This is a genomic window from Hymenobacter telluris (assembly GCF_017313265.1).
GTDB lineage: Bacteria > Bacteroidota > Bacteroidia > Cytophagales > Hymenobacteraceae > Hymenobacter > Hymenobacter telluris.
Map to the genome: position 1 here is coordinate 282,134 of NZ_JAFLQZ010000003.1, position 25,296 is coordinate 307,429.

Annotated in this window: 20 protein-coding genes; 17 read left to right on the forward strand and 3 right to left on the reverse strand. The window is 55.3% G+C overall.

Annotated features, from left to right (window positions below):
• The first annotated feature begins 14 nt into the window (after positions 1-14).
• From J0X19_RS06075 to J0X19_RS06140, 14 genes are all read left to right on the forward strand, one after another.
• Positions 15-1,136 carry a glycosyltransferase gene (locus J0X19_RS06075; protein ID WP_242582135.1) on the forward strand — a complete coding sequence of 374 codons (1,122 nt, stop codon included), beginning with the start codon at positions 15-17 and terminating at the stop codon, positions 1,134-1,136.
• A 15-nt stretch (positions 1,137-1,151) separates the two neighbouring features.
• Positions 1,152-2,333 carry a glycosyltransferase gene (locus J0X19_RS06080; protein ID WP_206982608.1) on the forward strand — a complete coding sequence of 394 codons (1,182 nt, stop codon included), beginning with the start codon at positions 1,152-1,154 and terminating at the stop codon, positions 2,331-2,333.
• A 231-nt stretch (positions 2,334-2,564) separates the two neighbouring features.
• Positions 2,565-2,981, forward strand: coding sequence for an LbetaH domain-containing protein (locus J0X19_RS06085; RefSeq protein WP_242582138.1), 417 nt, complete (start codon positions 2,565-2,567; stop codon positions 2,979-2,981).
• A gap of 42 nt (positions 2,982-3,023) precedes the next feature.
• The gene (locus J0X19_RS06090) at positions 3,024-3,857 is read left to right on the forward strand and encodes a glycosyltransferase family 2 protein (protein WP_206982613.1); all 834 of its coding nucleotides are present in this window, start codon (positions 3,024-3,026) and stop codon (positions 3,855-3,857) included.
• Between the two features lie 3 nt (positions 3,858-3,860).
• Positions 3,861-5,114, forward strand: a complete 1,254-nt coding sequence (locus J0X19_RS06095) for a WcaI family glycosyltransferase (RefSeq protein WP_206982614.1) — start codon at positions 3,861-3,863, stop codon at positions 5,112-5,114.
• Positions 5,115-5,443: 329 nt separating this feature from the next.
• Positions 5,444-5,839 carry a SpoIIAA family protein gene (locus tag J0X19_RS06100; protein ID WP_206982615.1) on the forward strand — a complete coding sequence of 132 codons (396 nt, stop codon included), beginning with the start codon at positions 5,444-5,446 and terminating at the stop codon, positions 5,837-5,839.
• 112 nt (positions 5,840-5,951) lie between these two features.
• On the forward strand, positions 5,952-8,363 hold the full coding sequence (pbpC, locus tag J0X19_RS06105; RefSeq protein ID WP_206982616.1) for a penicillin-binding protein 1C: 2,412 nt from the start codon (positions 5,952-5,954) through the stop codon (positions 8,361-8,363).
• A 264-nt stretch (positions 8,364-8,627) separates the two neighbouring features.
• Positions 8,628-9,989: a TolC family protein gene (locus tag J0X19_RS06110; protein ID WP_206982617.1), complete on the forward strand. Its 1,362-nt coding sequence runs from the start codon at positions 8,628-8,630 to the stop codon at positions 9,987-9,989.
• Positions 9,990-10,194: 205 nt separating this feature from the next.
• Positions 10,195-11,346 (forward strand): efflux RND transporter periplasmic adaptor subunit, encoded by a 1,152-nt coding sequence (locus J0X19_RS06115; protein WP_206982620.1) that lies wholly within the window; start codon positions 10,195-10,197, stop codon positions 11,344-11,346.
• A 200-nt stretch (positions 11,347-11,546) separates the two neighbouring features.
• Positions 11,547-14,774: an efflux RND transporter permease subunit gene (locus tag J0X19_RS06120; RefSeq protein ID WP_206982630.1), complete on the forward strand. Its 3,228-nt coding sequence runs from the start codon at positions 11,547-11,549 to the stop codon at positions 14,772-14,774.
• 305 nt (positions 14,775-15,079) lie between these two features.
• Positions 15,080-16,720 carry a carboxylesterase/lipase family protein gene (locus tag J0X19_RS06125; RefSeq protein WP_206982632.1) on the forward strand — a complete coding sequence of 547 codons (1,641 nt, stop codon included), beginning with the start codon at positions 15,080-15,082 and terminating at the stop codon, positions 16,718-16,720.
• A gap of 318 nt (positions 16,721-17,038) precedes the next feature.
• The gene (locus J0X19_RS06130) at positions 17,039-17,956 is read left to right on the forward strand and encodes an alpha/beta hydrolase (protein ID WP_206982633.1); all 918 of its coding nucleotides are present in this window, start codon (positions 17,039-17,041) and stop codon (positions 17,954-17,956) included.
• Between the two features lie 221 nt (positions 17,957-18,177).
• A complete protein-coding gene (locus tag J0X19_RS06135) occupies positions 18,178-18,726 on the forward strand; it encodes a YMGG-like glycine zipper-containing protein (RefSeq protein WP_206982644.1) in 549 nt (182 codons plus the stop codon).
• Positions 18,727-18,917: 191 nt separating this feature from the next.
• The gene (locus J0X19_RS06140; protein WP_206982646.1) at positions 18,918-19,382 is read left to right on the forward strand and encodes a DUF4440 domain-containing protein; all 465 of its coding nucleotides are present in this window, start codon (positions 18,918-18,920) and stop codon (positions 19,380-19,382) included.
• Here the strand turns inward: J0X19_RS06140 and J0X19_RS06145 are convergent.
• From J0X19_RS06145 to J0X19_RS06155, 3 genes are all read right to left on the reverse strand, one after another.
• Positions 19,372-19,683, reverse strand: coding sequence for a hypothetical protein (locus J0X19_RS06145; protein WP_206982648.1), 312 nt, complete (start codon positions 19,681-19,683; stop codon positions 19,372-19,374). The two genes, J0X19_RS06140 and J0X19_RS06145, sit on opposite strands and share 11 nt — an antisense overlap.
• A gap of 71 nt (positions 19,684-19,754) precedes the next feature.
• A complete protein-coding gene (locus J0X19_RS06150) occupies positions 19,755-20,156 on the reverse strand; it encodes a DUF779 domain-containing protein (protein ID WP_206982650.1) in 402 nt (133 codons plus the stop codon).
• A 151-nt stretch (positions 20,157-20,307) separates the two neighbouring features.
• Entirely contained in the window at positions 20,308-21,834 is a 1,527-nt protein-coding gene (locus tag J0X19_RS06155; protein WP_206982653.1) for an aldehyde dehydrogenase family protein, read from the reverse strand.
• 222 nt (positions 21,835-22,056) lie between these two features.
• Here J0X19_RS06155 and J0X19_RS06160 point away from each other — a divergent pair, with 222 nt between their 5' ends.
• The 3 genes from J0X19_RS06160 to J0X19_RS06170 all read left to right on the forward strand — a co-directional run bounded on the left by J0X19_RS06160 (position 22,057) and on the right by J0X19_RS06170 (position 25,271).
• Positions 22,057-22,995, forward strand: a complete 939-nt coding sequence (locus J0X19_RS06160) for an AraC family transcriptional regulator (RefSeq protein ID WP_206982655.1) — start codon at positions 22,057-22,059, stop codon at positions 22,993-22,995.
• Positions 22,996-23,236: 241 nt separating this feature from the next.
• Complete coding sequence (locus tag J0X19_RS06165; RefSeq protein ID WP_206982658.1) at positions 23,237-24,463, forward strand: MFS transporter; 1,227 nt, start codon at positions 23,237-23,239, stop codon at positions 24,461-24,463.
• 79 nt (positions 24,464-24,542) lie between these two features.
• A complete protein-coding gene (locus J0X19_RS06170; protein ID WP_206982660.1) occupies positions 24,543-25,271 on the forward strand; it encodes a hypothetical protein in 729 nt (242 codons plus the stop codon).
• Positions 25,272-25,296 lie beyond the last annotated feature (25 nt).

Sequence of the window (25,296 nt, forward strand, 5' to 3'; positions counted from 1 at the left end):
TGAATTCTCAAAGCATGCCCCGCTTTGCTAATTATCTGGCAGCAGGTATGCAGGCCCGCGGCCATCATGTAGAACAATGGACTACATCACCCTTTATTTACAAATTCGCTTTTCACAATTCATTGAAAAAATGGTTTGGGTATATTGATCAATACTTGCTTTTCCCTTATACAATAAAAAAGCGCCTGAAAGCGTGTTCGTCTGATACGCTTTTAGTACTCACTGACCAAGCATTAGGTCCCTGGCTACCAACTCTGGCAAAAAAGCCACACGTTGTTCACTGTCATGATTTCTTGGCTCAACATTCTGCGCTAGGGCGCATTCCTGAAAACCCAACCAGTTGGACTGGTCGTGTGTATCAGGCGTTTATTCGGCGAGGGTATACGCAAGGCAAGCATTTTATTTCTGTTTCTCAAACCACTCAGGAAAACCTGCATGCTTTTCTATCTACACCACCTACTACGTCGGCAGTAGTTTACAACGGTTTGAATCCCATTTTCGCGCCACACAGCCAGGAGGAAGCCAGAGCCTTGTGGAGCCAAGCCACCAGCCTGCAACTCACTGCAGGATATCTGTTGCACGTGGGTGGCAACCAGTGGTATAAGAATCGAATTGGATGCATAGAGCTGTACAATGCTTGGCGCTCACAAGAAAGTCACAACTTACCATTGCTACTGGTTGGTGAACCCCCAAGTGAAGCTATACTTCGTCAATACGAATCATCAGCCTTTAAAAAGGACATACACTTTCTTAGCGGGTTCGATGACGATATGATTCGCTTAGCTTACGCAGGGGCCACAGTTTTCTTGTTTCCTTCCTTAGCAGAAGGATTTGGGTGGCCGATTGCTGAAGCTATGGCTGCTGGTTGTTTGGTTGTTACCACTCAAGAGGCACCAATGACAGAAGTAGGCGGTACCGCCTCTTTCTACATTCCGCGTCGTCCATCCGATCAGTTGGCCACAGAATGGGCCGCGGCCGCAGCTGAGACTATTCAACAGGTTGTAGCACTAACACCAGTTCAAAGACAAAAGGCTGTCGACGCTGGTCTGAAAAATGCTCAACGATTTAGTGCTGCCGCTGCTTTAGATGCTATTGAGGCTATTTACAAGCAGTGTTTACAGCCGCAGCATGTTTAATAATTTTGCGCACCAATGAACCTGCTCCACGTTGTTGCCAGTCTGGACCCTAAAGCGGGGGGCGTATGCCAAGCTGTGCGCACAATGATTGCGGGCTTGGCAGCAAGGGGGGTAGTAAGTGAAGTAGTGAGTTTGGATGCACCTGCTGCCACTTTCCTGGCTGCCGATGCTTTTCAAACCCATGCGCTCGGCCCAAGCCGCGGGCCGTGGGCTTATAGTAGACTGCTTTCGGCCTGGCTAACCGCTAACGTAAGCCGTTTTGACTGTATTATTCTGCACGGTTTGTGGTTGTATCCCAACTATGCTACGCACCGTGTGTTACATCAACTGGATGCAGCAGGCTCCCAACAAGTTCCTCGCTTGTTTGTGATGCCGCATGGTATGCTGGACCCTTACTTCCAACGGGCATCCAGTCGGCGGCTGAAAGCCTGGCGCAACTGGGCGTACTGGAAACTCATAGAGAGTCACGTAGTGAATGGCGCCGCGGGGATGTTGTTCACCTGCGAAACGGAGCGTTTGCTCGCTCGCCAGCCTTTCATTCCGTACCACCCGCAACGCGAGTTGGTGATAGGCCTTGGGGTGGAAGAGCCGACGCCTTACCATCCTGCCATGCAGCAGGCATTCACAGCTAAATGTCCTGGACTGCACGACCGTCCGTACTTGTTGTTTATTAGCCGCATTCACGATAAAAAAGGAGTTGACTTACTGTTGCAAGCTTACGGCGAGGCGAGCCGTTCTCCGTCAGTGTCAGCTCAGCTACCGGCGCTGGTTGTTGCTGGGCCGGGGCTAGACACCGACTACGGTCGATACATCCAGCAACTGGCCACGCAGCTGCCACCACATATGGTTTACTTTCCCGGTATGCTGGAAGGAGACGCAAAGTGGGGAGCCTTCTATGGGTGCGAGGCTTTCGTTTTGCCAAGTCACCAAGAGAACTTCGGTATTGCGGTTGTGGAAGCGCTGGCGTGTAGCGTACCAGTACTAATTTCCAACCAAGTAAATATCTGGCGCGAGATTGAAAATGCTCGTGGCGGCCTAGTGGACGATGACACCCTTGCAGGCACGCAACGCTTACTGGAAAAGTGGTGCGAACTAAGCGCGACGGACAAGCAGGAAATGAAAGCAAATGCACGAGCAGCTTATCATGCCTATTTTGCCGTCGGACCGGTAGCCCAAAAAACAGCTTGCGCACTATAATAGAAGCAGCATCTATATTTCTGAATTTGATATTATCATCAATCTAATGATCAACCATATTAAATATTTCTTTGTGGTAGTCCTGTACCAATCAAAATGAGTGTAAATACTAATACGCATACTGGCCCGTCGTTTTCTTTGAGCAATCGCCTAGGAAGAGTTGCGTGGCAATTGTGCTCCTTCTTGCTTTTCCGGTATTCACCCAGGCCGCTACATAAATGGCGGGCTTTTTTGCTGCAATGCTTTGGTGCCAAAGTAGGACGCGGCGTGCATGTATATCCGGGAGTGAAAATATGGGCACCATGGAATTTAGAGCTTGCCGATGAATGTGGTATTGCCAGCGGTGCTATTCTATACTCGCAAGGAAAAATAATAGTTGGGCAACGAGCGGTTATATCACAAGGTGCGCATTTGGTTACCGGTACTCATGATTATTCGCATCCTGGCTTTCCTCTTATTACAAAACCAATTCACATCGGAAGCCAAACGTGGATTGCAGCAGAAGTATTTATTCACCCTGGCGTTACTATTAATGATGGGTGTGTGGTCGGGGCTCGTTCGGTAGTAACCAAAGACATGCCTAGCTGGACGGTATGTGCGGGGTTTCCGTGCAAACCCATCAAGCCAAGAGAATTTACTACTTCTTAGTTTTCATTGAAAATATGATTTTGTTTTGCTTGGTTTATTCGAATGAATAATCTCCTTGATTTAACTATTGCTATTCCGGTCCGGAACGAGGCTGCTAATCTACCGGGTTGCTTGGCAGCTATTGGCTCTGACTTGGCTAGCCGCGTCATTATTATTGATTCAGGTAGCACTGATGCTACCATAGCTATTGCGCGGGAAGCCGGTATTGAAGTTGTTAACTTCATTTGGAATGGACATTTTCCTAAGAAACGAAATTGGTTTTTGCGTAACTATACACCATCCACTAAGTGGGTGTTGTTTTTAGATGCCGATGAATATCTGACCGATAGTTTCAAGCAGGAGTTGCGCACAGCTTTACAAGACAACTCTTCGAGCAATGTAGGCTATTGGCTAAGCTATACGGTCTATTTTCTGGGCAAGCAGCTGAAAGGCGGGTATCCGTTGCGGAAACTCGCGCTTTTTCGGGTAGGCGCTGGTGAGTATGAGCGGATTGATGAGCAGCAGTGGAGCCAGTTAGACATGGAAGTGCATGAACATCCTATCCTAAACGGCGAGATTGGAGTTTTACACAGTAAAATTGACCATCAGGATTTTCGTGGAGTTTCTCACTACGTATCAAAGCATAATGAATACGCTGCTTGGGAAGCCGCACGTTTTTTAAAAACGAACACCACTAATTCTGATTTCACTTGGAAACAACGGCTCAAGTATAAATTGATGCAAACTATTTGGATCGGGCCACTATATTTTTTGGGCAGTTTTCTGGTATTAGGTGGTTTTCGAGATGGTTCTAGAGGGCTATCATTTGCTATTTTAAAAATGTCTTACTTCACACAGATATATTGCAAAATCCGAGAAAGCAAAAGCGGCAGGTAGCACATGAAGAATAAATTTCTACTGATAAGCTACAACTTTCACCCTGAGTTGACTGGCATTGGCAAATACAATGGTGAGATGATACATTGGCTTGCTGAAGCCGGTTATGATTGCACAGTTGTTACAGCATATCCTTACTATCCTTATTGGAAAATCCAAGAGCCTTATTTCAAGAAAAGATTCGGGTACTCAACTGAGAATGAGCAATTTTTATCAGGTGGCCGCATCACCACTCACCGATGCCCCATGTATGTACCAGCCAAGCCTTCGGGGTTGAAACGCATACTTCTTGATTTCACTTTTCTACTATCGTCTTTTTTTAAAATAGTTTCTCTACTACCAAATTATCGGTTCGATACGGTATTTGTAGTAGCTCCCTCTTTTCATTTCGGCTTATTAGGAATAATATATAAAAAACTAAAAAAATCTAAATTCATCTATCATATCCAAGACCTGCAGATTGAAGCTGCGAGGGATTTAAACCTGATTAAATCGAAGAAAGCAGTAGAATTTCTATTTACTATAGAAGATTATATTTTTTCTAAAGCTGACATAATTAGCAGCATATCCCCCGGCATGATAAGCCGAATAGAGCAAAAAGCTAGAAGAACGGTACAATCACTCCCCAACTGGACGGACACGCAATTATTCTATCCTATTACAGACAAAGAAGACCTACGGAGAGAATTTGGGTTCAAAGAACACGAGAGAATTATTTTATATTCAGGAGCCATAGGCGAAAAGCAGGGCCTGGAATATATAATTCAGGCAGCACAGGAATTTAGGAACCAGCTTGCTGTCAAATTTATCATTTGTGGCTCGGGACCTTACAAGAATATATTGCAGGCTATGGCCAAGAATTTGAGCCTGCAAAACATTGTGTTCTTACCACTACAGCCGTTCGATAAATTCAATCAGTTTCTTAACCTGGCTGATATACATTTAGTAATACAGAAGGCAACTGCCAGTGATTTGGTAATGCCGTCTAAAGTAACCACTATCCTAGCAGTGGGAGGTTTGGCAGTTATTACTGCCAACGAAGGCTCTAGCCTGCATACTCTTGTGCAAGAGCACAACATGGGCATACTAGTACCCGCTGAGGACCAGCAAGCCCTGAATGATGGCATCAAGCAGGCGCTGAGTTTACAAAACAGCCATATTGCTGAAAACGCTCGTACTTATGCCGAGCGTAATCTTTCCATAGACAAGATCATGCAGTCTTTTGTAAGCACGATGCAGGAAAGACAACCTGCATAAGTCTGTCCGTAGTGAAAAGTTGGGTCCATTCTGTTGAGGTTTTAGCACCACAGTTTTACACCAATACTGTTACTACACGCTAACATGAGCGTAACAGAACAATCAACCACTTGGCAAGCACACAAGTATAAGATGGTATAGGCACTGTACTTGACTGCTATACGACCAGACTTCAGTACTTATGTGGTGAAGCAGTCAACTTCATGGTTTTTACAGAACTGGCAGCTGACCTTGCGTGTGTGGCGACTCACTACTGCTACAAGTCAACTAGCTGCTGCGTTCAACCGTAAACCAGAGCTTATTTTTTCACTTACCCTGATCTGTCCTGCATGTTCGACACCATTGATTATCCCGAACAAAACCTGCTGTCCCTTACCATCTCGGGTACCCTCGAAAAAGAACACTACGACGCCATAATTCCGCTACTGGAGCAGAAAATAGCTCGCTGGGGCCGCATCAACCTGTATCTGGACGTGCGCAGCTTCAATTATATCACGGCTACAGCCTTGTGGGAAGACATTAAGCTGGATGTCCGGCACTGGCGCGACTTCAACCGCGTAGCTATTACCAGCGACGATGACAACTTACTTAAGGCGGCGGCGGCGTTGGCTACTCTGGTAAGCCCTGCCGAAGTACACCATTTCCCACTGGAGCAGAAAGAGCAAGCATTGCACTGGGCGGCCACGGGCACCACCGAAACCTCACATTCAACGGCTAGCTTGTAGCCGATTCTCAAAAGTTACCACTGCAAGAAGCCTGCTTATTCAAGCGGGCTTTTTTGTTGGGCACAAGTTACCCAGGCGTTCCTAGCAATACCCCTGGCAAGTATCTTTGGTTATGAATCGGCGGACTGGTTTGCGGCTTTTCGGGGGGGCGCTTGTAGCAGTACTCCTGTTGCTAGCTGGGCTGGATTGGCTGTTTCCGGTACCAGCTGCGCCGCAGTACTCGCCGCTAGTGCTGGCCGCTGATGGGTCGGTGCTGCACGCTTACCTCAACCCCACCCAGAAGTGGCGGATGAAGACCGAGCTGCGCGAAATTACGCCGGTGCTGCGCAAGGCTATTATTGAGAAGGAAGACCGGTGGTTTTACTGGCATTTCGGGGTGAACCCACTGGCCTTGGTGCAGGCTGCCGGGCGCAATGTATTTGGCACGGGGCGTACTACAGGAGCCAGCACCATCACCATGCAGGTGGCGCGCCTGTTGGAACCCAAGGAGCGCACCTTTGGCAACAAGCTGCTGGAAATGGCCCGCGCCACGCAGCTGGAAATCCACTATAGTAAAGCGGAAATTCTGCAACTGTATCTGAACCTGGTGCCTTACGGCGGCAACGTGGAAGGCGTGAAGTCGGCGGCGCTGCTCTACTTCCAGCAGCCCCCCGACTACCTTTCCCTGGCTCAAACCGTGACGCTGGCCATTATTCCGAACCGCCCGCGTGGCCTGGTATTGGGCAAGAACAATGCGGCGGTGCTGCAAGAGCGCAACCGGTGGCTGCGGCGGTTTCAGGAGGCGGGCTTGTTTGCCCGGCAGGACGTGGCCGACGCCTTGCTGGAACCGCTGGAGGTGCAGCGCCACGCCGCGCCCACGCTGGCTCCGCACCTCTCGCGCCGGCTGGTACAGCAGTTTCCGGGGCGGGCCATCATCCAGAGCAGCCTCCAGCGCAACAAACAGACCAAGGCCGAAGACCTGACCCGCAACTACGTACGCCGCTTGCACGAGCTGGGCATTACGCAGGCTGCCGTGCTGGTGGTGAACAACCGCACCCGGCAGGTGGAAGCCTACGTGGGTTCGGCCGACTTCCACGACTTCGGCAGCCAGGGCCAGAACGACGGCGTAACCGCGGTTCGTTCGCCGGGCAGCACGCTCAAGCCGTTTCTGTATGCGCTGGCTATGGACCGGGGCCTGGTTACGCCCAAGCTGGTGCTACCCGACGTGCCCACCAATTTCCAGGGCTACCGCCCCGAAAATTTCGACAAGCACTGCAACGGGGAAGTGACCCTGGAGCGCGCCTTGGCGTATTCGCTCAATATTCCGGCCGTGCGTGTGCTCAACGAATTGGGCGTCGCCAACTTCACCGATAAGCTGCGGCAGGCTGGCTTTCAGAGCGTCAGCCGCAACCGGGGCCACCTGGGGTTGAGCAGTATTCTGGGCGGCTGCGGGGCTAGCCTGGAGGAATTGACCAACCTGTACGTGACGCTGGCCAATGGCGGGCATTATGGGAAGTTGCGGCTAATGAGGACCTCACGCCGTACCTCACCCCCTAACCCCCTCTCCAAAAGAGAGGGGGAACTTGACTTAAATTCTAGCTCTAAAAAGCTAAAAGCTAGTGCCCCCTCTCTTTTGGAGAGGGGGTTAGGGGGTGAGGTCCTGCTCGTCTCTCCCGCTGCGGCCTTTCTTACCACCGACATCTTAGCCCAGCTCACGCGGCCCGATTTGCCGTTGGGTGCGGCCAGCAGCATGCGGCTACCAAAAATTGCCTGGAAAACCGGCACCAGCTACGGCCGCCGTGATGCGTGGAGCATCGGCTACAACAAGCAGTACACGGTGGGCGTGTGGATTGGCAATTTCAGCGGGCACGGGAGCCCGGCCCTCACCGGTGCCGACGTAGCCACGCCGTTGCTGTTCAACATCTTCAACGACCTGGCCTACAACTCGCCCAACGACTGGTTTGTACCGCCCGCCGCTCTGGATTTCCGGTTGGTATGCGCTGAAACCGGCTTGGTACCGAACGAAACCTGCCCGAACCAAATAATCGACTATTTCCTGCCGGGCGTATCGGAGGGGCGGCGCTGCCAACACCAGCGGGAGGTGCTGCTGGCCGAGGATGGCAGCTTTGTGTATTGCCGGGCTTGTGCGCCGGCAGCGGGTTTTCGGCGGGCGCTGTACCCGAATCTGTTGCCGGAAGTGGCAGCATACAAGGAAGCGCAGGGCATTCCATACCAGCGGCTGCCACCCCACAACCCGCAATGCCAGCTGGTGCGCGGCGGCCGGGAGTCGGCCCCTACCATCACCTCCCCCACCGCCAATACCGAGTACGTACTCAACCGCCACGAGCAGCAACAGTTACTCCTCAGCTGCACCACCGACAACGAGGTACGGCAGGTGTATTGGTACGTCAACGACAAGTTTCTGCGGGCGGCGGCGGCTACCGAGCGGGTGTTTTTCAAGCCGCCGCCCGGCCCACTAAAAATCTCGTGCGCCGACGACCACGGCCGCAATACCGATGTGTTGGTAACGGTGAACGAGCTGTAAACATAGCCTTGGCTATCAGCTTTTTCGGCTGACTGCATAACCTTTTACAGTTATTGCGGTTTACCCACCTTGTATCCCAGTTATCGGTATTTTTTGGTGCTTGATTCGCTGTTTCGAACAGAAAAGCAGTCCTAGAAATACTGGTTTTTGTGCAGCCCTGCCAAAAGGGTAGTGTCTGTGCCGGGAAAGCCGCTCTGTCTGCTATTGGGTCACCCAGCCCTAAACAATCCAGTTACGTACCACAGTAGCTGTATTCCATTTCGTATGAAAAAAACTACTCAGACGCTCCGGCTTCTGCTGGGCCTGCTTTGGTTGGGCCCTCTATGGGCGCAAGCTCAAACCTCCTCTACCCTTCCGCCGGCCAATGGCACCGAATTCACCCTGGCGCAGTGTTTGAACACGGCCCTAGTTAACCAGCCGCTGGTCCGGCAAGCGCGCATCGACCAGGAAATCACCAAGGCTTCCAACCAGATTGCGCTGTCGGCGTGGCTGCCACAAGTGGGCTTCACGGGTACGGCCCAGCATTATTTGCAGCTGCCATTCACCATCTTTCCTGATCCTACCACCGGCCAACTGTCGCCGCGCCAGATTGGGGTGCGCAACGTAACTACGCTGGGGCTGAGCGGTACGCAGGTGATTTACAACAACGACGTAAACCTGGCCGCCCGCAGCAAGCGGTTCAACCTCCGCGCCGCCGAGCAGAACACGGTGAACGTGAAGATTGCCACCGTATCGGACGTGAGCAAGGCGTTTTACGACGTGCTGCTGGCCCAGCGCCAGCTCGACGTGTTCAGCCAGGACATTGCCCGCTTGCAGCGCAACTACCGTGACGCCCGCCTGCGCTACGAAACCGGCATTGCCGACAAAACCGAGTACCTCCAGGCCGAAGTATCGCTCAACAATTCCTTGGCCGGCAAGAAACAGGCGCAGGAGGCCGTGAAAGCGCGAATAGCGTATCTGAAGCAGCTGATGGGCCTGCCGCCCGAGCGGGCCCTGGCGCTGCAATACGATACGCTGAAGCTGGAACAGGATGCCATTGTGGATACCACGGTGGCGCTCAACATCAGCAACCGCATCGAAATTCAGCAGCTGCAAACCGAAAAGGCCTTGCAGGATATCAACGTCGATTACTACCGCTTCGGCTTCCTGCCGTCGGTATCGGCGTTTGCCAACTACAACTCGGTGTTTCAGAACAACGAGGTGCGCGAGCAGTACCAAACGCGTTTCCCCAACTCTTACACCGGCATTCAGCTGGGGCTGCCCATTTTCACGGGCTTCCGGCGCACCCAGAACATCCGGCGGGCGCGCCTGCAAAACACTCGCCTCGACGAGGACATCAGCAACACCCGCAACCAGATCAATACCGAGTACGAAACGGCGCTGGCTACCTATAAAGGCTACTACACCGAATACCTGCTGGGCAAGCGCAACCTGGAAGCCTCCAAGGAAGTGTACGACGTTATCAACCTGCAATACCGGGAAGGTATCCGGGCGTACATCGACCTGATTGTGGCCCAAACCACCCTGCGCACCTCGCAGCTCAACTACTACACGGCCCTGTTTCAGGTGCTGGGCAGCAAAGTAGATTTGCTACGCGCCATTGGCCAGCTCCCAACCGAGTACTAAGTAGTGAGTATTAAGTAATGAGTAGGTGGTAATCATCTTACTGATTAGCGGGAATAAAACACCAGACCTGCCCTCGAACACCATCTACTCCACACTCACTACCCAATACCAACTACTCACTACCAACAAGTAATCACCACCTCAGTGCGCGCGCGGCCCCGGTCCCGCTGCTGCCTGACGGCCTAAAGCTTTAGCGCCACCCCTTATGAACAAGCAATACCTGGCCCTGGCCTGCACCGTTGGCCTGCTGACCTTCGCGGCCTGCGGCAAGAAAGAAGACGAAAAAGCGGCTGGTCCGCCGCCCGCCACCCCCGTTACGCTGGTTGACGCCCGCACCACCGACGCGGTGTACTACGATGAATATCCAGCCACGGTGGTGGCCCTCAACAACGTGGAACTGCGCAGCCAGGTCGCCGGTTTCATCACCCAGATTTATTTCAAGGAAGGCGAAGTGGTGCAGAAAGGCAAGCCGCTGTACGAAATCGACCGGCGCAAGTACCAGGCGGCGTATCAGCAGGCCTTGGCCGGCTTGCGCAGTGCCAGAGCTACCGTGCAAAACAACCAGGTGAACCTGGACCGCTACCAGCGGTTGGCCCAGCAGGACGCCATTGCCCGGCAAGTGGTAGATAATGCCGCTACCACGTACGCCACCTCCCAGGCGCAGGTAGCCGAAGCCCAGGCCGCCGTAGCTTTGGCCCGCACCGACCTCGACTATTCGGTAATTAATGCCCCATTTACGGGCCGCATTGGTATTTCGCAGGTGCGCCTGGGTTCCCAGGTGAGCCCCGGCACCACGCTGCTCAACACCATCAGCGCCGAAAACCCCATGGGCGTTGACTTCGTGGTGACGGAGTCGGACCTGGGCCGCTTCCAGAGCTTGCAGAACCAGAGCGGCCGCAACGATTCCACGTTCCGGCTGGTGCTGCCCGATGGCACGGCGTACAAGCAGCCCGGCAAGATTCTGGCCATCGACCGGGCTGTGGCCCAGGGTACGGGTACCGTCCAGATTCGGGTGCAGTTCAGCAACCCCCAGCGCGAGTTGAAGGATGGGATGAGCGCCGTGCTCAACGTGCTCAACCGGCAGTCGGGCCGCCGCATTGTGGTGCCCTACAAGGCTATTGTGGAGCAGATGGGTGAGAACTTCGTGTTTGTGGCCGGCGACAGCAGCAAAGCCTACCAGCGCAAAGTGCAGCTCGGCCCCCGCCTCCGCGACCAGATTGTGATAATCAAAGGCCTGAAAGACGGCGACAAAGTGGTGACGGAAGGCGTGCAGAAACTGCGCGACGGTGGCCAGATTCAGACGGGTACGCCCGCTCAGGCGCAAGCAGGCGCCCCAGCCGCTGGCGCCGCCAAGTAACTCAACCACTAGTACCAGAACATCATGCTTGATCTGGCGTCCGCTTGCCGAAGCATCTCGCCTGCTGATGTTGCTGTAGCAAAAGAGTTTACCATACCAGCGAGATGCTTCGACTACGGCTGCGCACACTGGCTTGATGCGCCACATGCTCAGCATGACGTTCTTCTAAGCACTAGGCACCACGCACTAAGCACTACAACATGATTGCAGAAACCTTTATTCGGCGCCCCGTTACGGCCATTGTCACCTCGCTGGTGATTGTGCTGGTTGGGGTGCTGGCCATCCTGAACTTGCCGGTAGGGCAGTATCCGGAAATTACCCCGCCCACGGTATCCGTAACGGGCACGTACACCGGCGCCGATGCCCAAACCGTGGAGCAAACCGTGGCCACGCCCGTGGAAGTGCAGGTAAACGGTACGCCCGGCATGACTTACCTGCAAAGCAACAGCACCAGCAACGGGCAGATGAGCATGACGGTGAACTTCGAAGTGGGTACCGACATCAACATTGCCGCCCTCGACGTGCAAAACCGGGTGGGCATTGCCCTGCCCACGCTGCCGCAGGAAGTACAGCGCCTGGGCTTGATTGTGCGCAAGCGGAACCCCAGCATTCTGATGCTGGTGGCCCTGTATGCCCCCAAAGGCACCCACAACACCACCTTCCTCGACAACTACGCCAACGTGTTCATTAAGGACGCCTTGCTGCGCACCAAAGGCGTAGGTGACATTGTATCCCGCGCCGACGACTTCTCGATGCGCGTGTGGCTGAAAACCGATAAACTCTCGCAGCTGGGCGTAACGGCTCAAGACGTGACGGCCGCCATTCAGGAGCAAAACGCGCAGATTGCGGCTGGCTCCATTGGCGCCCCGCCCGCTCAAACCGGCCAAACCTTCGAATACATTGTGTTCGTGAAAGGCCGCCTCACCAACACCGAGGAGTTCGGCAACATCATCGTGAAAACCCAGCCCACCGACGGCTCGGTGGTGTACCTGAAAGACGTGGCCCGCCTGGAATTAGGCAAGTTCAACTACGCCAGCAACTCGTTTGTGGACGGTAAGCGCGCCGCCTACCTGCTGGTGTATCAGGCCCCCGGCGCCAACGCCCTGGAGACCTTCGAAAACGTGAATGCCACGATGGAAGGCCTGAAAAAGCAGTTCCCGTCTGACCTGGCCTACGTGGTACCGTTTGAAGCGGCTTCTGTGGTGAAAGTATCCATCGAGGAAGTGCTGCACACGCTGGTAGAAGCCCTGCTGCTGGTAGTGGTGGTGGTGTTCCTGTTCCTGCAAAGCTGGCGCTCCACGCTTATTCCGGTACTGGCTATTCCGGTGTCCATTGTGGGTACCTTCCTGTTCTTTATTCCGCTCGGCTTCACCATCAACACGCTCACCATGTTCGGTTTCGTGTTGGCCATTGGCATTGTGGTCGATGACGCCATTGTGGTGGTGGAAGCCGTGGAACACAACATGAACCAACGCAACCTGCCGGTGCTGGAAGCCACCTTGGAAGCCATGCGCGAAATTTCGGCCCCAGTTATTGCCATTGCCCTGATTCTGGCGGCGGTATTCGTGCCGGTAGGGTTCATTCCGGGCATCACCGGCCGTTTGTATCAGCAGTTCGCTATTACCATTGCCATTTCGGTACTGATTTCAGCGTTTGTGGCCCTTTCGCTCACGCCGGCTTTGTGCGTGCTGCTGCTCAAGCCCCACAAGCGCGACGAAAACTCGCGCGGCATCGACAAGCTGTTCTTTAAGTTCAACAACTGGTTTGACAGAGTGACGGGCAAGTACGGCGCCGGCGTGCAGCGCGGCATCAAGCACTCCCGCTTTGTGGTTATTATTCTGGTGTGCATTGTGGCCGGCACGGTGCTGCTGTTCATGAAAAAGCCCGGCGGCTTTATCCCCACCGAGGACGAAGGCCGGATTATCGTCACGTTCAACTTGCCCGAAGCATCTTCCACCGAGCGCACCGTGAACACGCTGAACGGCATCATGAAAGAGCTGGGCCAGATTAAAGGCATCCGGCACTACGCTGGTTTGGGTGGCCTGAACGCGGTTAACTTCTCCTCGAAGTCGAACAGCGGCACGGTGTTCTGCCAGCTGGAGCCCTGGGAAGAGCGTAAAGACGAGGCCGTGCAGTTGCAGGGCCTGATTGCCACCATCCAAAAACGCCTAAGCAAGTTCAAAGAAGCCAACGTGGTGGTAATTTCGCCGCCGGCTATTCCGGGCTTGGGCAACACCGGTGGTTTCTCGTTTGTGCTGCAGGAGCGGGAAGCGGGCGGCGACATCAAGAACTTTGATGCCCAGCTCCAGAACTTCCTCGGGGCGTTGCGCAAGCGGCCCGAAATTGCCGGCTCGTTCTCGTTCTTCACGGCCAACACACCCGGCTACCAGCTCACCATCGACCGGGAAAAAACCAAGAAGCTCGGCGTGTCCATTGCTGATGTGGGCACGGCCCTGCGCACCTACCTGGGCTCGGCCTACGTCAACGACTTCACGGTGTACGGCCGCAACTTCCGGGTGGTAACCCAAGCCGACAGCATGTACCGCGCCGACATCAGCAACCTGGGCCAGTATTACGTGCGCAACAACGTGGGCGGCATGGTGCCCCTGAGCACGCTCACCAGCTACAAGCGCACCGAAAGTGCCCCGCTCATCTCGCACTACAACCTGTTCCGCTCCGCCGAAATCAACGGGAACCCCGCCCCCGGCTACTCGTCCGGCGACGCCATCAAGGCCTTGCAGGAAACGGCTTCGCAAGCGTTGCCAGCGGGTTACGGGTTCGAGTTTTCGGGGTTGAGCCGCGAGGAATTGCTGGCCGGTGGCCAGACGGTGTACATCTTCGCGTTGTCGCTCACGTTCGTGTTCCTGTTCCTGGCGGCACTGTACGAAAGCTGGTCGGTGCCGTTTTCGGTGCTGCTGGCCGTGCCGCTGGGGGCCTTTGGCGCTATCCTGGCCTTGATTTTCCTGCCCAAGCTCACCAACAACGTGTATGCCCAGATTGGTTTGATTACGCTGATTGGTTTGTCGGCCAAAAACGCCATTCTGATTATCGAATTCGCCAAAGAGCGGGTAGATAAAGGCATGCCGCTGGTGGATGCTACGTTGGAAGCCGTGCGCCTCCGCTTGCGCCCTATTGTAATGACCTCGCTGGCGTTTATTCTCGGCGTACTGCCGCTGGTATTCGCCTCCGGCGCTGGTGCCCAAAGCCGCCAGACTATCGGCTGGACGGTGCTTGGCGGGATGCTTTCGGCTACGCTGCTGGCCATTTTCATTGTGCCGGTGCTGTATGTGCTGATTACCCGCTTCGCCTACGGCAAAGAGAAGCTGGCCGAGCTGGAAGCCAACTACAAGCCCGACGAAGAGCACGGCGGCCCCAAAGAAGAAGGCCCCGGCGAAGGCGACCATTCGGCAGCCCCGAACCCGGCGTAATCTGGTTCTCGCCGGTTGAAAGACACTGCCCCTGAGTTATTTATATAGCCCAGGGGCAGTTCACTTTTACGGAGGGTTGAAACAGCTAGCGGCATGTAGCGCGGAGGCCACAGGAAATCTGTTCTGCGACGAGCAACGCGAGTATCCGGTATTGCGCTAACACGTAGGAACTCGCGTTGCTCGTCGCGGAACAGATTTCCGCGCTACATTGGGTGTAAAGCCGACCAACAGTAGAAAAAATTGGCCCGACCAAGCTTGCTAACCGTGTCGCTCAACCTGTTCACAAACACCAACTCCCTCCCGCTATGAAACTGATTTGGCTTTTGCCGCTGCTCCTCTCCCCTACTCCTGCCCTCGTGTTTGCGCAATCCTCGAAAACTACTGCTTCAACGCAAGCCCCTGCGCAAGTGAAAGTGGCGCAGGGCACCCTGGAAGGCACCGTCGTCGATAAGTTGCGGGTGTTTAAAGGCGTACCGTTTGCCGCGCCGCCCGTGGGCAACCTGCGCTGGCAGGCGCCGCAACCCGCCCAGCCCTGGATGAACGTGCGCCAAGCCAGGCAGTTCGGGCCGCGCGCCATGCAGCTACCCTTGTTCGGCGACATGAACTTCCGCTCCAACGGCGTGAGTGAAGACTGCCTGTATCTGAACGTGTGGACGCCCGCCAAAGCCGGGCAAAAAGGCCTGCCGGTGTTGGTATATTTCTACGGCGGTGGCTTCCAGGCCGGCGACGGGTCGGAGCCGCGCTACGACGGGGAAAGCATGGCCCGCCGCGGCATTGTGGCCGTAACGGTAAACTACCGGCTCGGCGTGTTCGGCTTTATGGCGCACCCCGAGCTGTCGAAAGAGTCGCCGAATCAGGCTTCCGGCAACTATGGTTTCCTGGACCAAACTGCCGCGTTGCGCTGGGTGCAGCAGAACATTGCCGCTTTCGGCGGCGACCCCAGGCAGGTAACTATTGCCGGCGAATCGGCGGGCTCCATGTCGGTGAGTGCGCAAATGGCTTCGCCACTGGCGAAGACGCTATTTGCGCGGGCCATTGGCGAAAGTGGCTCGATGTTGAACACCAGCTTTGGCCCGCTGCCGCTGGCGGAAGCCGAAAAAAACGGAGTGACCTTCGCCACCAGCCTCGGGGCTACTTCCCTGGCAGCGTTGCGTGCCTTGCCGGCGCAGCAGCTACTGGAAGCCACCGGCAAGCCCGGCGCCCCGCGCTTCGGTCCCATCCTCGACAACTACTTTTTGGTGAAGAAACCCGCCGCTACGTTTGCGGCCGGTGAGCAGGCCCGCGTGCCGCTGCTGGTAGGCTGGAACTCGCAGGAAATGGGCTATCAGTCTATGCTGGGCCCGGATAAACCAACCGTAGAAAACTACACCAAGGCGCTGCAAAAGCTGTACGGCGACCAAGCCGCGGAAATCCAGAAGCTCTACCCCGCCACCACCGATGCGCAAGTGGAGCAAGCCGCCACCGACCTGGCCGGTGACCGGTTTATTGCCTACAGCACCTGGAAATGGGCCGACGCGCACCTGCAAACCAGCGGGCAGCCTGTGTACCGCTACCTCTACGCCCGCCCCCGCCCCGCCATGACCCCAGCAATGGGCAACGCCAAAGCTGGGCTGGCCGGTGGCGTAGTGAAACAGGAAGCCAGCGCGCCCAAAGCCCCACCGGCCAAGGGGGCCGTCCACTCCGCCGAAATCGAGTACGCGCTGGGCAACCTCGGCACCAACAAAGTATACGCCTGGACGCCCGACGACTACAAAGTATCGGCCACGCTTCAGAGTTATTTCGCCAACTTCATCAAGACCGGCAACCCCAACGGCGCCGGCCTGCCTATCTGGCCCGCGGCCAAAGCCGGAGCCTCCCCGGTGCTGCGCGTGGACGTAACCACCAGCGTAGAGCCCGATACCAACCGGCCACGCTACCTGTTCCTGGATCAGCAGGCCAGTAAGTAACATTCCGCCTGCTAGTAAAAAAGACTGTCATGCTGAGCTTGCCAATTGGAAGAAGCTGGCCGACTTTCTAAATAATCCAAGTTGTAAGGTAGCCGCGTAGCGGTGAGAGGTTTGTAGAACGGGTTGTCTTCGGCACGAAGCGCCGCGTAGCGGTGCAAGAATGCCGGTGCCTCTTGCACCGCTACGCGGCGCACACCTACTGTCGCTGTATCTGCTACAAACCTCTTGCCGCTACGCGGCTACTTCGCAACTTGAGTTAAATGGTTTCATTCACTGGCGAAGTACCTTGCTGCACCACTCACTTGTTCTTACTTCTCGATGAAAGCGCTTTTCCTGACTGCCTTACTTAGCTGCTCGTCCGTTTTGCTGCACGCCCAGCAGGTTATTTCCATCTATTCCGTCACGATTCCGAACTCCAAGCCCAGCGAGGTGAAGGAGAATATGGTGACGGAAACGGGCGGCAGAATCCGGATTTCCAACGTCATCCAGCCCACGCTGACGGTATTTCGGGCGGCCAAAGAAAAGGCCAACGGCACGGCAGTTATCATCTGTCCCGGCGGCGGCTACGCCCGGCTGGCCATCGACCACGAAGGCTACGACGTAGCCAAGCGCCTCAACGAAATGGGCGTTACGGCCTTCGTGCTCAAGTACCGCCTGCCCAACGACCAAAGCCAGCCCGACAAGTCGATTGCGCCGCTACTGGATGCGCAGCAGGCCATTCGGCTGGTGCGGCAGCGGGCCACCGAGTTTAACATAAACCCGGCCCGGATTGGGCTGATGGGCTTTTCGGCGGGCGGGCACCTGGCTTCCACGGCCGGCACGCACTTCGCCAAACCCGTAGGCGACGACAAAACCAACACCTCCGTCCGGCCCGATTTCCTGATGCTGCTCTACCCGGTTATCAGCTTCTCCGACAGCCTGATGCACGGCGGCTCCCGCACCAACCTCATCGGCAGCAACCCGCCCGCCGACCAGGTCAAGCTGTATTCCAACGAGCTACAGGTAACCACCCAAACCCCGCCCACCTTCCTGGTGCACGCCGCCGACGACAAAACGGTGAAGGTGCAGAACAGCCTACGCTTCTACGAGGCCTGCCTATACCACAAAGTGCCCGCCGAAATGCACCTCTACCCGCAAGGCGGCCACGGCTTCGGCATGAACAACAAAACCACCAAAGACAACTGGACGGACCGCCTCCAAAACTGGATGGACGCCAACGGCTGGCTTACGAAATAAGCCCCGCACCAAAAATTTTATTGCGCAACAGAGCCCTTGGCCCAAACAGCCAGGGGCTCTGTTATTTAGCAGCACCAACTGTTATTCTGGCTATATTTATTGGTTCCAGAAATTGTATAGTTTTTCTCAACCCTGTAAGCTCGTCAACCGTAATGGCACGGTGCTTGTAAACTTCCCTCTCAAGTGAGTGAATGTTTCTTGAAACTCTAAATTTCTTTGTCATGAAAAAGGTCAGTTTGCTTCTCGCTCTGGTAATGATTTTCGCCTCGGTTTTCAGCATCAATGCCCAAGCGCAAAAGCGCATCAGCTCACACGCTAAAGGTGCCGTAATTGGGGGCCTTGGTGGCGCTGCTGCCGGTGCTCTTATCAACAAGCGTAACCGAGTAGTGGGTGGGGCCGTGGGTGGGGCAGCCGGTGCCGGCCTTGGCTACGTAATTGGCAAGAATGCCGACAATAAGCGCAAAGCCGAAGCTGCCCGGGTAGCTGCCGCCAACCGGGCTGAAGCCCGCCGGGTAGCGGCCTACCGCGCCGGGGTTGCAAAAGGCAACGCTACCGCACTGGCTAAGTCGTCGGCCGCTCCGGCTGTTTCACCCGCTGCCGCCGCTGCCTTAGCCGCTGCTCCCGCCGCCGGCGTGATGTACACCCTGAACAGCAACAATCAGGCTGCCTACGCGCCTACTGCTGCCAGCGGTGCTTACCTGCCCAACGCTTCGTACGGCGACCGGGCTTCGGCTTATCCTAGCTCGGAAGTGCGTCGTAAGAGCTGGTAGTCTTCCGGTTTCGTTCTTGTAAAATAGGTAGTTGGTAGTGCGTAGTTGAACTTAGGGCATTAACTAGCTGCATGCTAGACGCGCGGTGCTTGTCCCGTATCCAACTACGTACTACCAACTACCTAAAAGCCCCGAGCCTTGCGCTTGGGGTTTTTCATCCTGCTACTTATCACCTACCAAACCCTGAACCCATGAAAACCTATTTCAGCTTGCTACTCGCGGCAGTATCTCTGGCGTCTTGCTCCACGGATAAAAAGCCCGCCGAAGCTGTTAATGTGCAAGCCCTCAACCAGCAGTTTATCGGGGCCTGGAACAGCCGCAACACGGCCCAGCTCGATACGCTCCTCGCCGACGATATTCAGTATTCGCAGGGCGAAACGCACTTCAAAGGCAAGTCGGAAGTATCCGATAAGTGGGTGCGCGCCACGCTGGGCACCATCACCGACCTGAAAACCTACGCCACCAGCTCCGGCACCGATACCCAAACTGCCTACGAAGCCGGCACCTTCTCCACTGAGGTAGTGCCCGAAGGCCCCAACATGCCGCGCGGCGAAGGCGAAGGCAACTTCATTCTGCTGTGGAAGAAGAACGCCAAAAACGCCTGGAAGCTCAGCTACGTGCAGCTCGAAGGCCTGCCAGTACGGGTTAGAAACTAGTTGCTGGCGTTAGCAAATACACCTGCGTACCCGCCGGCACAGATTCTACCTCGTCCTGTGCCAGCAGCAACGCCCGCGTTTCAACGGCAGCTCCATCAAGCGAACCAGCTGGGCGCGACACTTCCTCAACCCCAGCCGTAGCTTCCAGGCGGCCTCCATCCGGAAACACGAGTTGCACCCGCCACTGCGTGTACAGCTCGAAGCTTGCAAGTAGCGGCGTAGCGTGCTGAGCGAGCAGCAATACGCCCAAGCCCGTTAGGCCAACGCTTTTCTCTACTTGCATCAAAAGATTTTCGGGCATGTGCCCTATACGTTGAAAAGCCCCCGGCAACCAGTTGCCGGGGGCTTTTACGTTACTAAAAATTATTTTTGCTACGCTTCCATTGGCCGCGTGAGGTACTCTTCCCCATCATACACGGGGGCCATGTTCTGTTCTTCTTCCTGCGTGAACAAGCGGGAGCGAATCAGAAACCGGACACCAAGCGGAATTTCCAGCGAGAAGCTGGCGCCGCGGCCTTTCACTACGTCTACCGTGAGTTGGGTGTGTTTCCAGTACTCGAACTGGCTGGCACTCATGAAAAAGTCGCAGCCATGAATCTGGCCCAGCCACACGTCGTTGGCGCCTACCCGGAACTCACCCTTAGTAAAGCACATGGGAGAGGAACCGTCGCAGCAGCCGCCACTTTGGTGAAACATCAGCGGGCCGTGCTCGTCGCGCAGAACGTCGATGGTAGCTTCGGCGGCTGGAGTTACTAGGACGCGGGGAGTAGTCATGTAGCAACAGGGGAATGAGTAATAAAATAATTTGTCATCCTGAGCTTGCGAAGGACCTTACCACACTTGAACAACAGACGTAACAACGACTTGTGCTGGCGTGATAGGGTCCTTCGCAAGCTCAGGATGACAGCCAATTACCTGAAGTAGCTTAAAAGAAACCTAGCGGCTTTTGGCTGTAGCTGATGAGCATGTTCTTGGTTTGGCGGTAGTGGCTGAGCATCATCTTGTGATTCTCGCGGCCGTAGCCGGAGGCTTTGTAGCCACCGAACGGCGCACCCGCGGGGTAATCGTGGTAGCAGTTCACCCATACACGGCCGGCCTGAATGGCGCGGGGCACTTCGTACAGCTCGTGCGCGTCGCGGGTCCAGACGCCGGCGCCGAGACCGTAAAGCGTGTCATTGGCAAGTGCTATGGCTTCTTCCACGGTTTTGAAAGTGGTTACCGACAGCACCGGGCCGAAGATTTCCTCCTGGAAGATGCGCATCTTGTTGTGGCCGCGGAACACCGTAGGCTGAATATAGTAGCCTTCGGCCAGCGCGCCGTCTTCCTGCTGGTAGGCGTCGCCACCGGTCAGCACTTCGGCTCCTTCGGCCTTCCCGATTTCCAGGTAGCTCAGGATTTTCTCGAACTGGTCGTTGCTGGCTTGGGCACCCATCATGGTGTCGGTGTCGAGCGGGTTGCCGAGCTTGATGGCCTTTACCCGTTCAATCACGCGGGCAATAAACTCGTCGTAGATGTCTTCCTGCACCAGCATGCGCGACGGGCAGGTGCAGATTTCGCCCTGGTTGAGCGCAAACATGACGGCACCTTCAATGGCTTTGTCGAGGAAGTCGTCATCGGCGGCTAGTACGCTACTGAAGAAGATGTTCGGTGACTTGCCGCCCAGCTCCATCGTGACGGGAATGATGTTTTCGGCGGCGTATTGCAGAATCAAGCGGCCCGTGGTGGTTTCGCCGGTAAACGACACCTTCTGCACCCGCGGCGACGAGGCCAGCGGCTTGCCCGCTTCCAGCCCGAAGCCGTTCACCACGTTCACCACGCCCGCCGGCAGCAGGTCCTGAATCAGCTCCATCAGTACCATAATGGAAGCGGGCGTTTGCTCGGCGGGCTTCATCACCACGCAGCAGCCGGCGGCCAGCGCCGGGGCCAGCTTCCAGGTGGCCATTAGCAGCGGGAAGTTCCAGGGAATAATTTGGCCGACCACGCCCAGCGGCTCCTGAATGTTCATCGATAAGGTGGTGGAATTCAGCTCGGTGGCGCTGCCTTCCTCGGCCCGAATCACGCTGGCAAAGTACCGGAAATGGTCTACTACCAGCGGCAGGTCGGCGTTCAGCGTTTCGCGGATGGCTTTGCCGTTTTCCACAGTTTCCACAGCGGCCAAATGCTGGAGGTTTTCTTCGATGACGTTGGCAATCTTGTTGAGCATGTTGCTCCGCTCGGTAGCCGACGTTTTGCTGAAGCTCTTGAAGGCTTCGTGCGCGGCGTTGAGGGCCAGCTCAATATCCTCTTTGGTGCTGCGGGCTACCTTACAAAACGCCTTGCCATCAATTGGCGACGGGTTTTCGAAGTACTGCCCTTTCACCGGGGCTACCCATTTGCCGCCAATGAAATTGTCGTAGTGCGATTTGAACTGAGGGCGGCCAACGAGGGTGGTGGGTTTTTCGAGGGTTTCCATTGGTGCGTAGGGGGTTGAGTTTGGATAAGCCAAGCTAGCACGTGTACCTGCGGTTGTAGCTGTAATATCCTCTCACAAAAGCCGCCTATCGTCGCAAGTTGCAACCCATTTTTGCCGTTGAACTGTTATCCCTCCGCCGGATGTAAGTAATGACTCACTATCTTGTATTTACAACTGCTGCTTGTCTTTCCTTTTCGGTTCAACGCTAGTGTACTCGCTCGTATGCCCCAGTCTCACCTGCCTGCCCCTATTGCCTTGCACAAAGCCGATCAGCTTTCGACGCTGGTTGAGAACCGTACGGTGTATTCGCTGAACGCCTTCGAGCTGAACGTATTTGAAACGCACCGGACGGCGCACCAAGTGCCCCTGAGTATGGGCCATGTGGTGCTGACTACTATGCTGCAAGGCAAGAAAGTGATGCACCTGGCGGGCCGGCCAGCTTTCGATTATCTGCCCGGCGAGTCGGTGATTGTGGGCGAAGACGAAACCATGGTTATCGACTTCCCCGAAGCCGACGAAAACAACCCCACGCAGTGCCTGGCCGTGGCCATCCCCACGGATACCATCCGGCAGACCGTGGATTTGCTCAACGAAGAGCACCCGCGCGCCGAGGCACACATGGCCTGGCAGCTCGACACCCTCGACCACGCCCACTTCCAGAACACGCCCGAACTCACCGGCACCCTGGAGCGCCTCGTGCAGCTCTCCCGCGACAGTGGCCGCGTGAAGGATGTGCTGGCTACGTTTACCATTCAGGAAATGCTGGTGCGCCTCATGCAGACCCAGGCCCGCCAACTGATTTTTCATAACTACGCCCAGCACCTTACTTCCCACCGCTTTGCGGCCGTGGTGCAGTACATCAAGCAGCACCTCACCGAGCAGATTACGGTGGAAAAGCTCAGCGAACTGGCGTGCATGAGCAAGGCCACGTTCTTCCGGGTGTTCAAGCGCGAGTTGGGCTTCACGCCCATCGAGTACATCATTCAGGAGCGGATTGCGGAAGCCAAGCGCCTGTTGCGCAACCCGCTCAACTCGGTGGCCGACGTGTGTTTCCGGGCTGGCTTCAACAATACAGCGTACTTCCAGAAGCTGTTCAAGCAGTACGAGGGTATTACGCCGGGGCTGTATAAAAAGCAGCACGCCACTTCCGGCTGCGCCTAAAGAGCTTCAGATTTAGTAGCGCGAAGCCTTTGCTTCGCGTATCGTTGCTTCCAGGCCATCTGCCAGCGCAATTTCCAGGTCAGTATACCGATTGTCGGCACCCACTCGCCCTACAATCCGCGAAGCAAAGGCTTCGCGCTACTACCTCTGCATTGCGGTTCTGTGCAACCTTCCACCTGAGAATCTGGTTACCTGAGGCCAGGAAAGCCGCCGGCGTATAGCAGCGGCTACCATTTGCCTCATGAAAGACCAACTTGTGGCTGCGCCGCAGCCCACCCAAACCACCCACGCTGCTACCGTTCCCGCTGCGCCACTTGCCCCCGCTTTGGTGTGGCTGATGGCCGTTACCTGCGGGTTGGTAGTGGCCAATATCTACTACAATCAGCCCTTGCTCGCCGAAATTGGCCGCACCTTCGGGCTCTCCGAAAGCCGGGTGAGCTTGGTGGCCACCATTACGCAGGTAGGTTATACGCTAGGCCTGCTCTTCGTGGTACCGCTCGGCGACAAGCGCGAGCGGAAAGGCCTGATTCTGGCGCTACTCATGGCGGCGGCCGTTTGCATGGCGGGCGCGGCGGCAGCGCCCAGCTTTGCGCTACTGGCAGTAGCCAGCCTGCTTATCGGCATCTTTTCGGCCGTGCCGCAACTCCTGATTCCGATGGCCGCCTCCCTGGCCAGTAACGAAGAGCGGGGCCGCGTGGTGGGCAAGGTGATGAGCGGCCTGCTGATTGGGATTCTGCTTTCCCGCACCATCAGCGGCTATGTGGGGCTGCATTTCGGGTGGCGCACCATGTTTTGGGTGGGCGCCGGGATAATGGTGCTGCTTACGGCCACGCTGTACCGCATGCTGCCGCGCAATCAGCCCAGCTTCGCGGGCAGCTACGGCAGCTTGCTACGGTCGTTGGGCACGCTTACCAGCGCGCTGCCTACGTTGCGCCGCTCGGCGCTGGTGGGGCTTTGCATGTTCGGAGGCTTCAGCGCTTTCTGGACCACGCTGGTGTTCTTCCTGGAAAGCGACGCCTACCATTACCACGCCGACGTGGCCGGCCTCTTCGGCCTGATTGGAGCCAGCGGCGCGTTTGCCGCCTCCTTCGCCGGTAAATCCGCCGACCGCAAAGGCCCCGACTACGGCATTACCCTCGGGATTCTGCTGTTTCTGGGGGCGTATGTGCTGCTCGGGTTTGGCGGGTACTACCTGGTGGGCCTGGTAGTAGGCGTTATCATTCTGGATGTGGGCCAGCAGATAACCCACATTTCCAACCAAACCCGCATTTTCACGCTCTTACCCGAAGCCCGCAGCCGCCTCAACACCGTGTACATGACCGCCAGCTTCATGGGTGCTTCGCTCGGCTCCTTCCTCGGCGGCCTCGCCTGGGACCATTTTCAGTGGCCCGGCGTGTGCGGCGTAGGCTTAGGCTTTGTAGGGCTGGCGTACCTGGTGAACCGGTTTTATGGAAGAGCATTAAAATAATAAAGTCTTTGTCATCACAGAATAACTAGTTGATATAAAAATATATTTTGTTATATTTATAAGGTTAATAATACCAAAAATGGCAATAGTATCTGCTCTTTCATTACCAAATAGAATTACCCTATTCACCCTTACACTTTTCTATACCAACTTACTTCTGGGATGCGAACATAAAAAGGTCAAAAAGATACCGATCAGTACGCTACCAAAACCTAGAGTATTAAACACAATTCTTTTTCAAGACAAAGAATATATAGTAGAAGGGCCTGCTCAACATCATGTGACCATCGTACGAGCCGGTAGCTCATCATCTGCTTTGCGGAGTGGAATGGATACTCTTTTTCATAATGAGAGTATTGCTGTGATAGGCGATACTGCTCTACGAGGAAGCAGTTTATATGTATCCCGAAAATTTTCGTATCGGTATTCCTTTGCAGAATTTCCTGCTAAGGCTTCATTCCGTAGTAATGCTGTTGCTCCTGACTTTACTACCAATAAACAGGCGAAGAGACACATCACTCGTATAAAAGAAAGTGCTCAACAGCCTGCCAACTTTGCTGGACACTACCGTTTAGTTACTTGGGGTTGCGGTAGCAACTGCCAACAATCTGTACTTGTAGACCAACGTACTGGCCGCATTTATGATGCGCCAGAAACAGCACTAGGATTATCCTACCAACTTACGAGCCGACTGCTCATCACAGATTATTATATAGACAGTGAAGACCAGACATACTTAGTAAATTCTGCTTACCCGATTCCTGAATTTTATGAATGGACAGGTAGCCGCTTTCAGAAATTAAACTAAAATATCAATACAGCACTGAACGGCT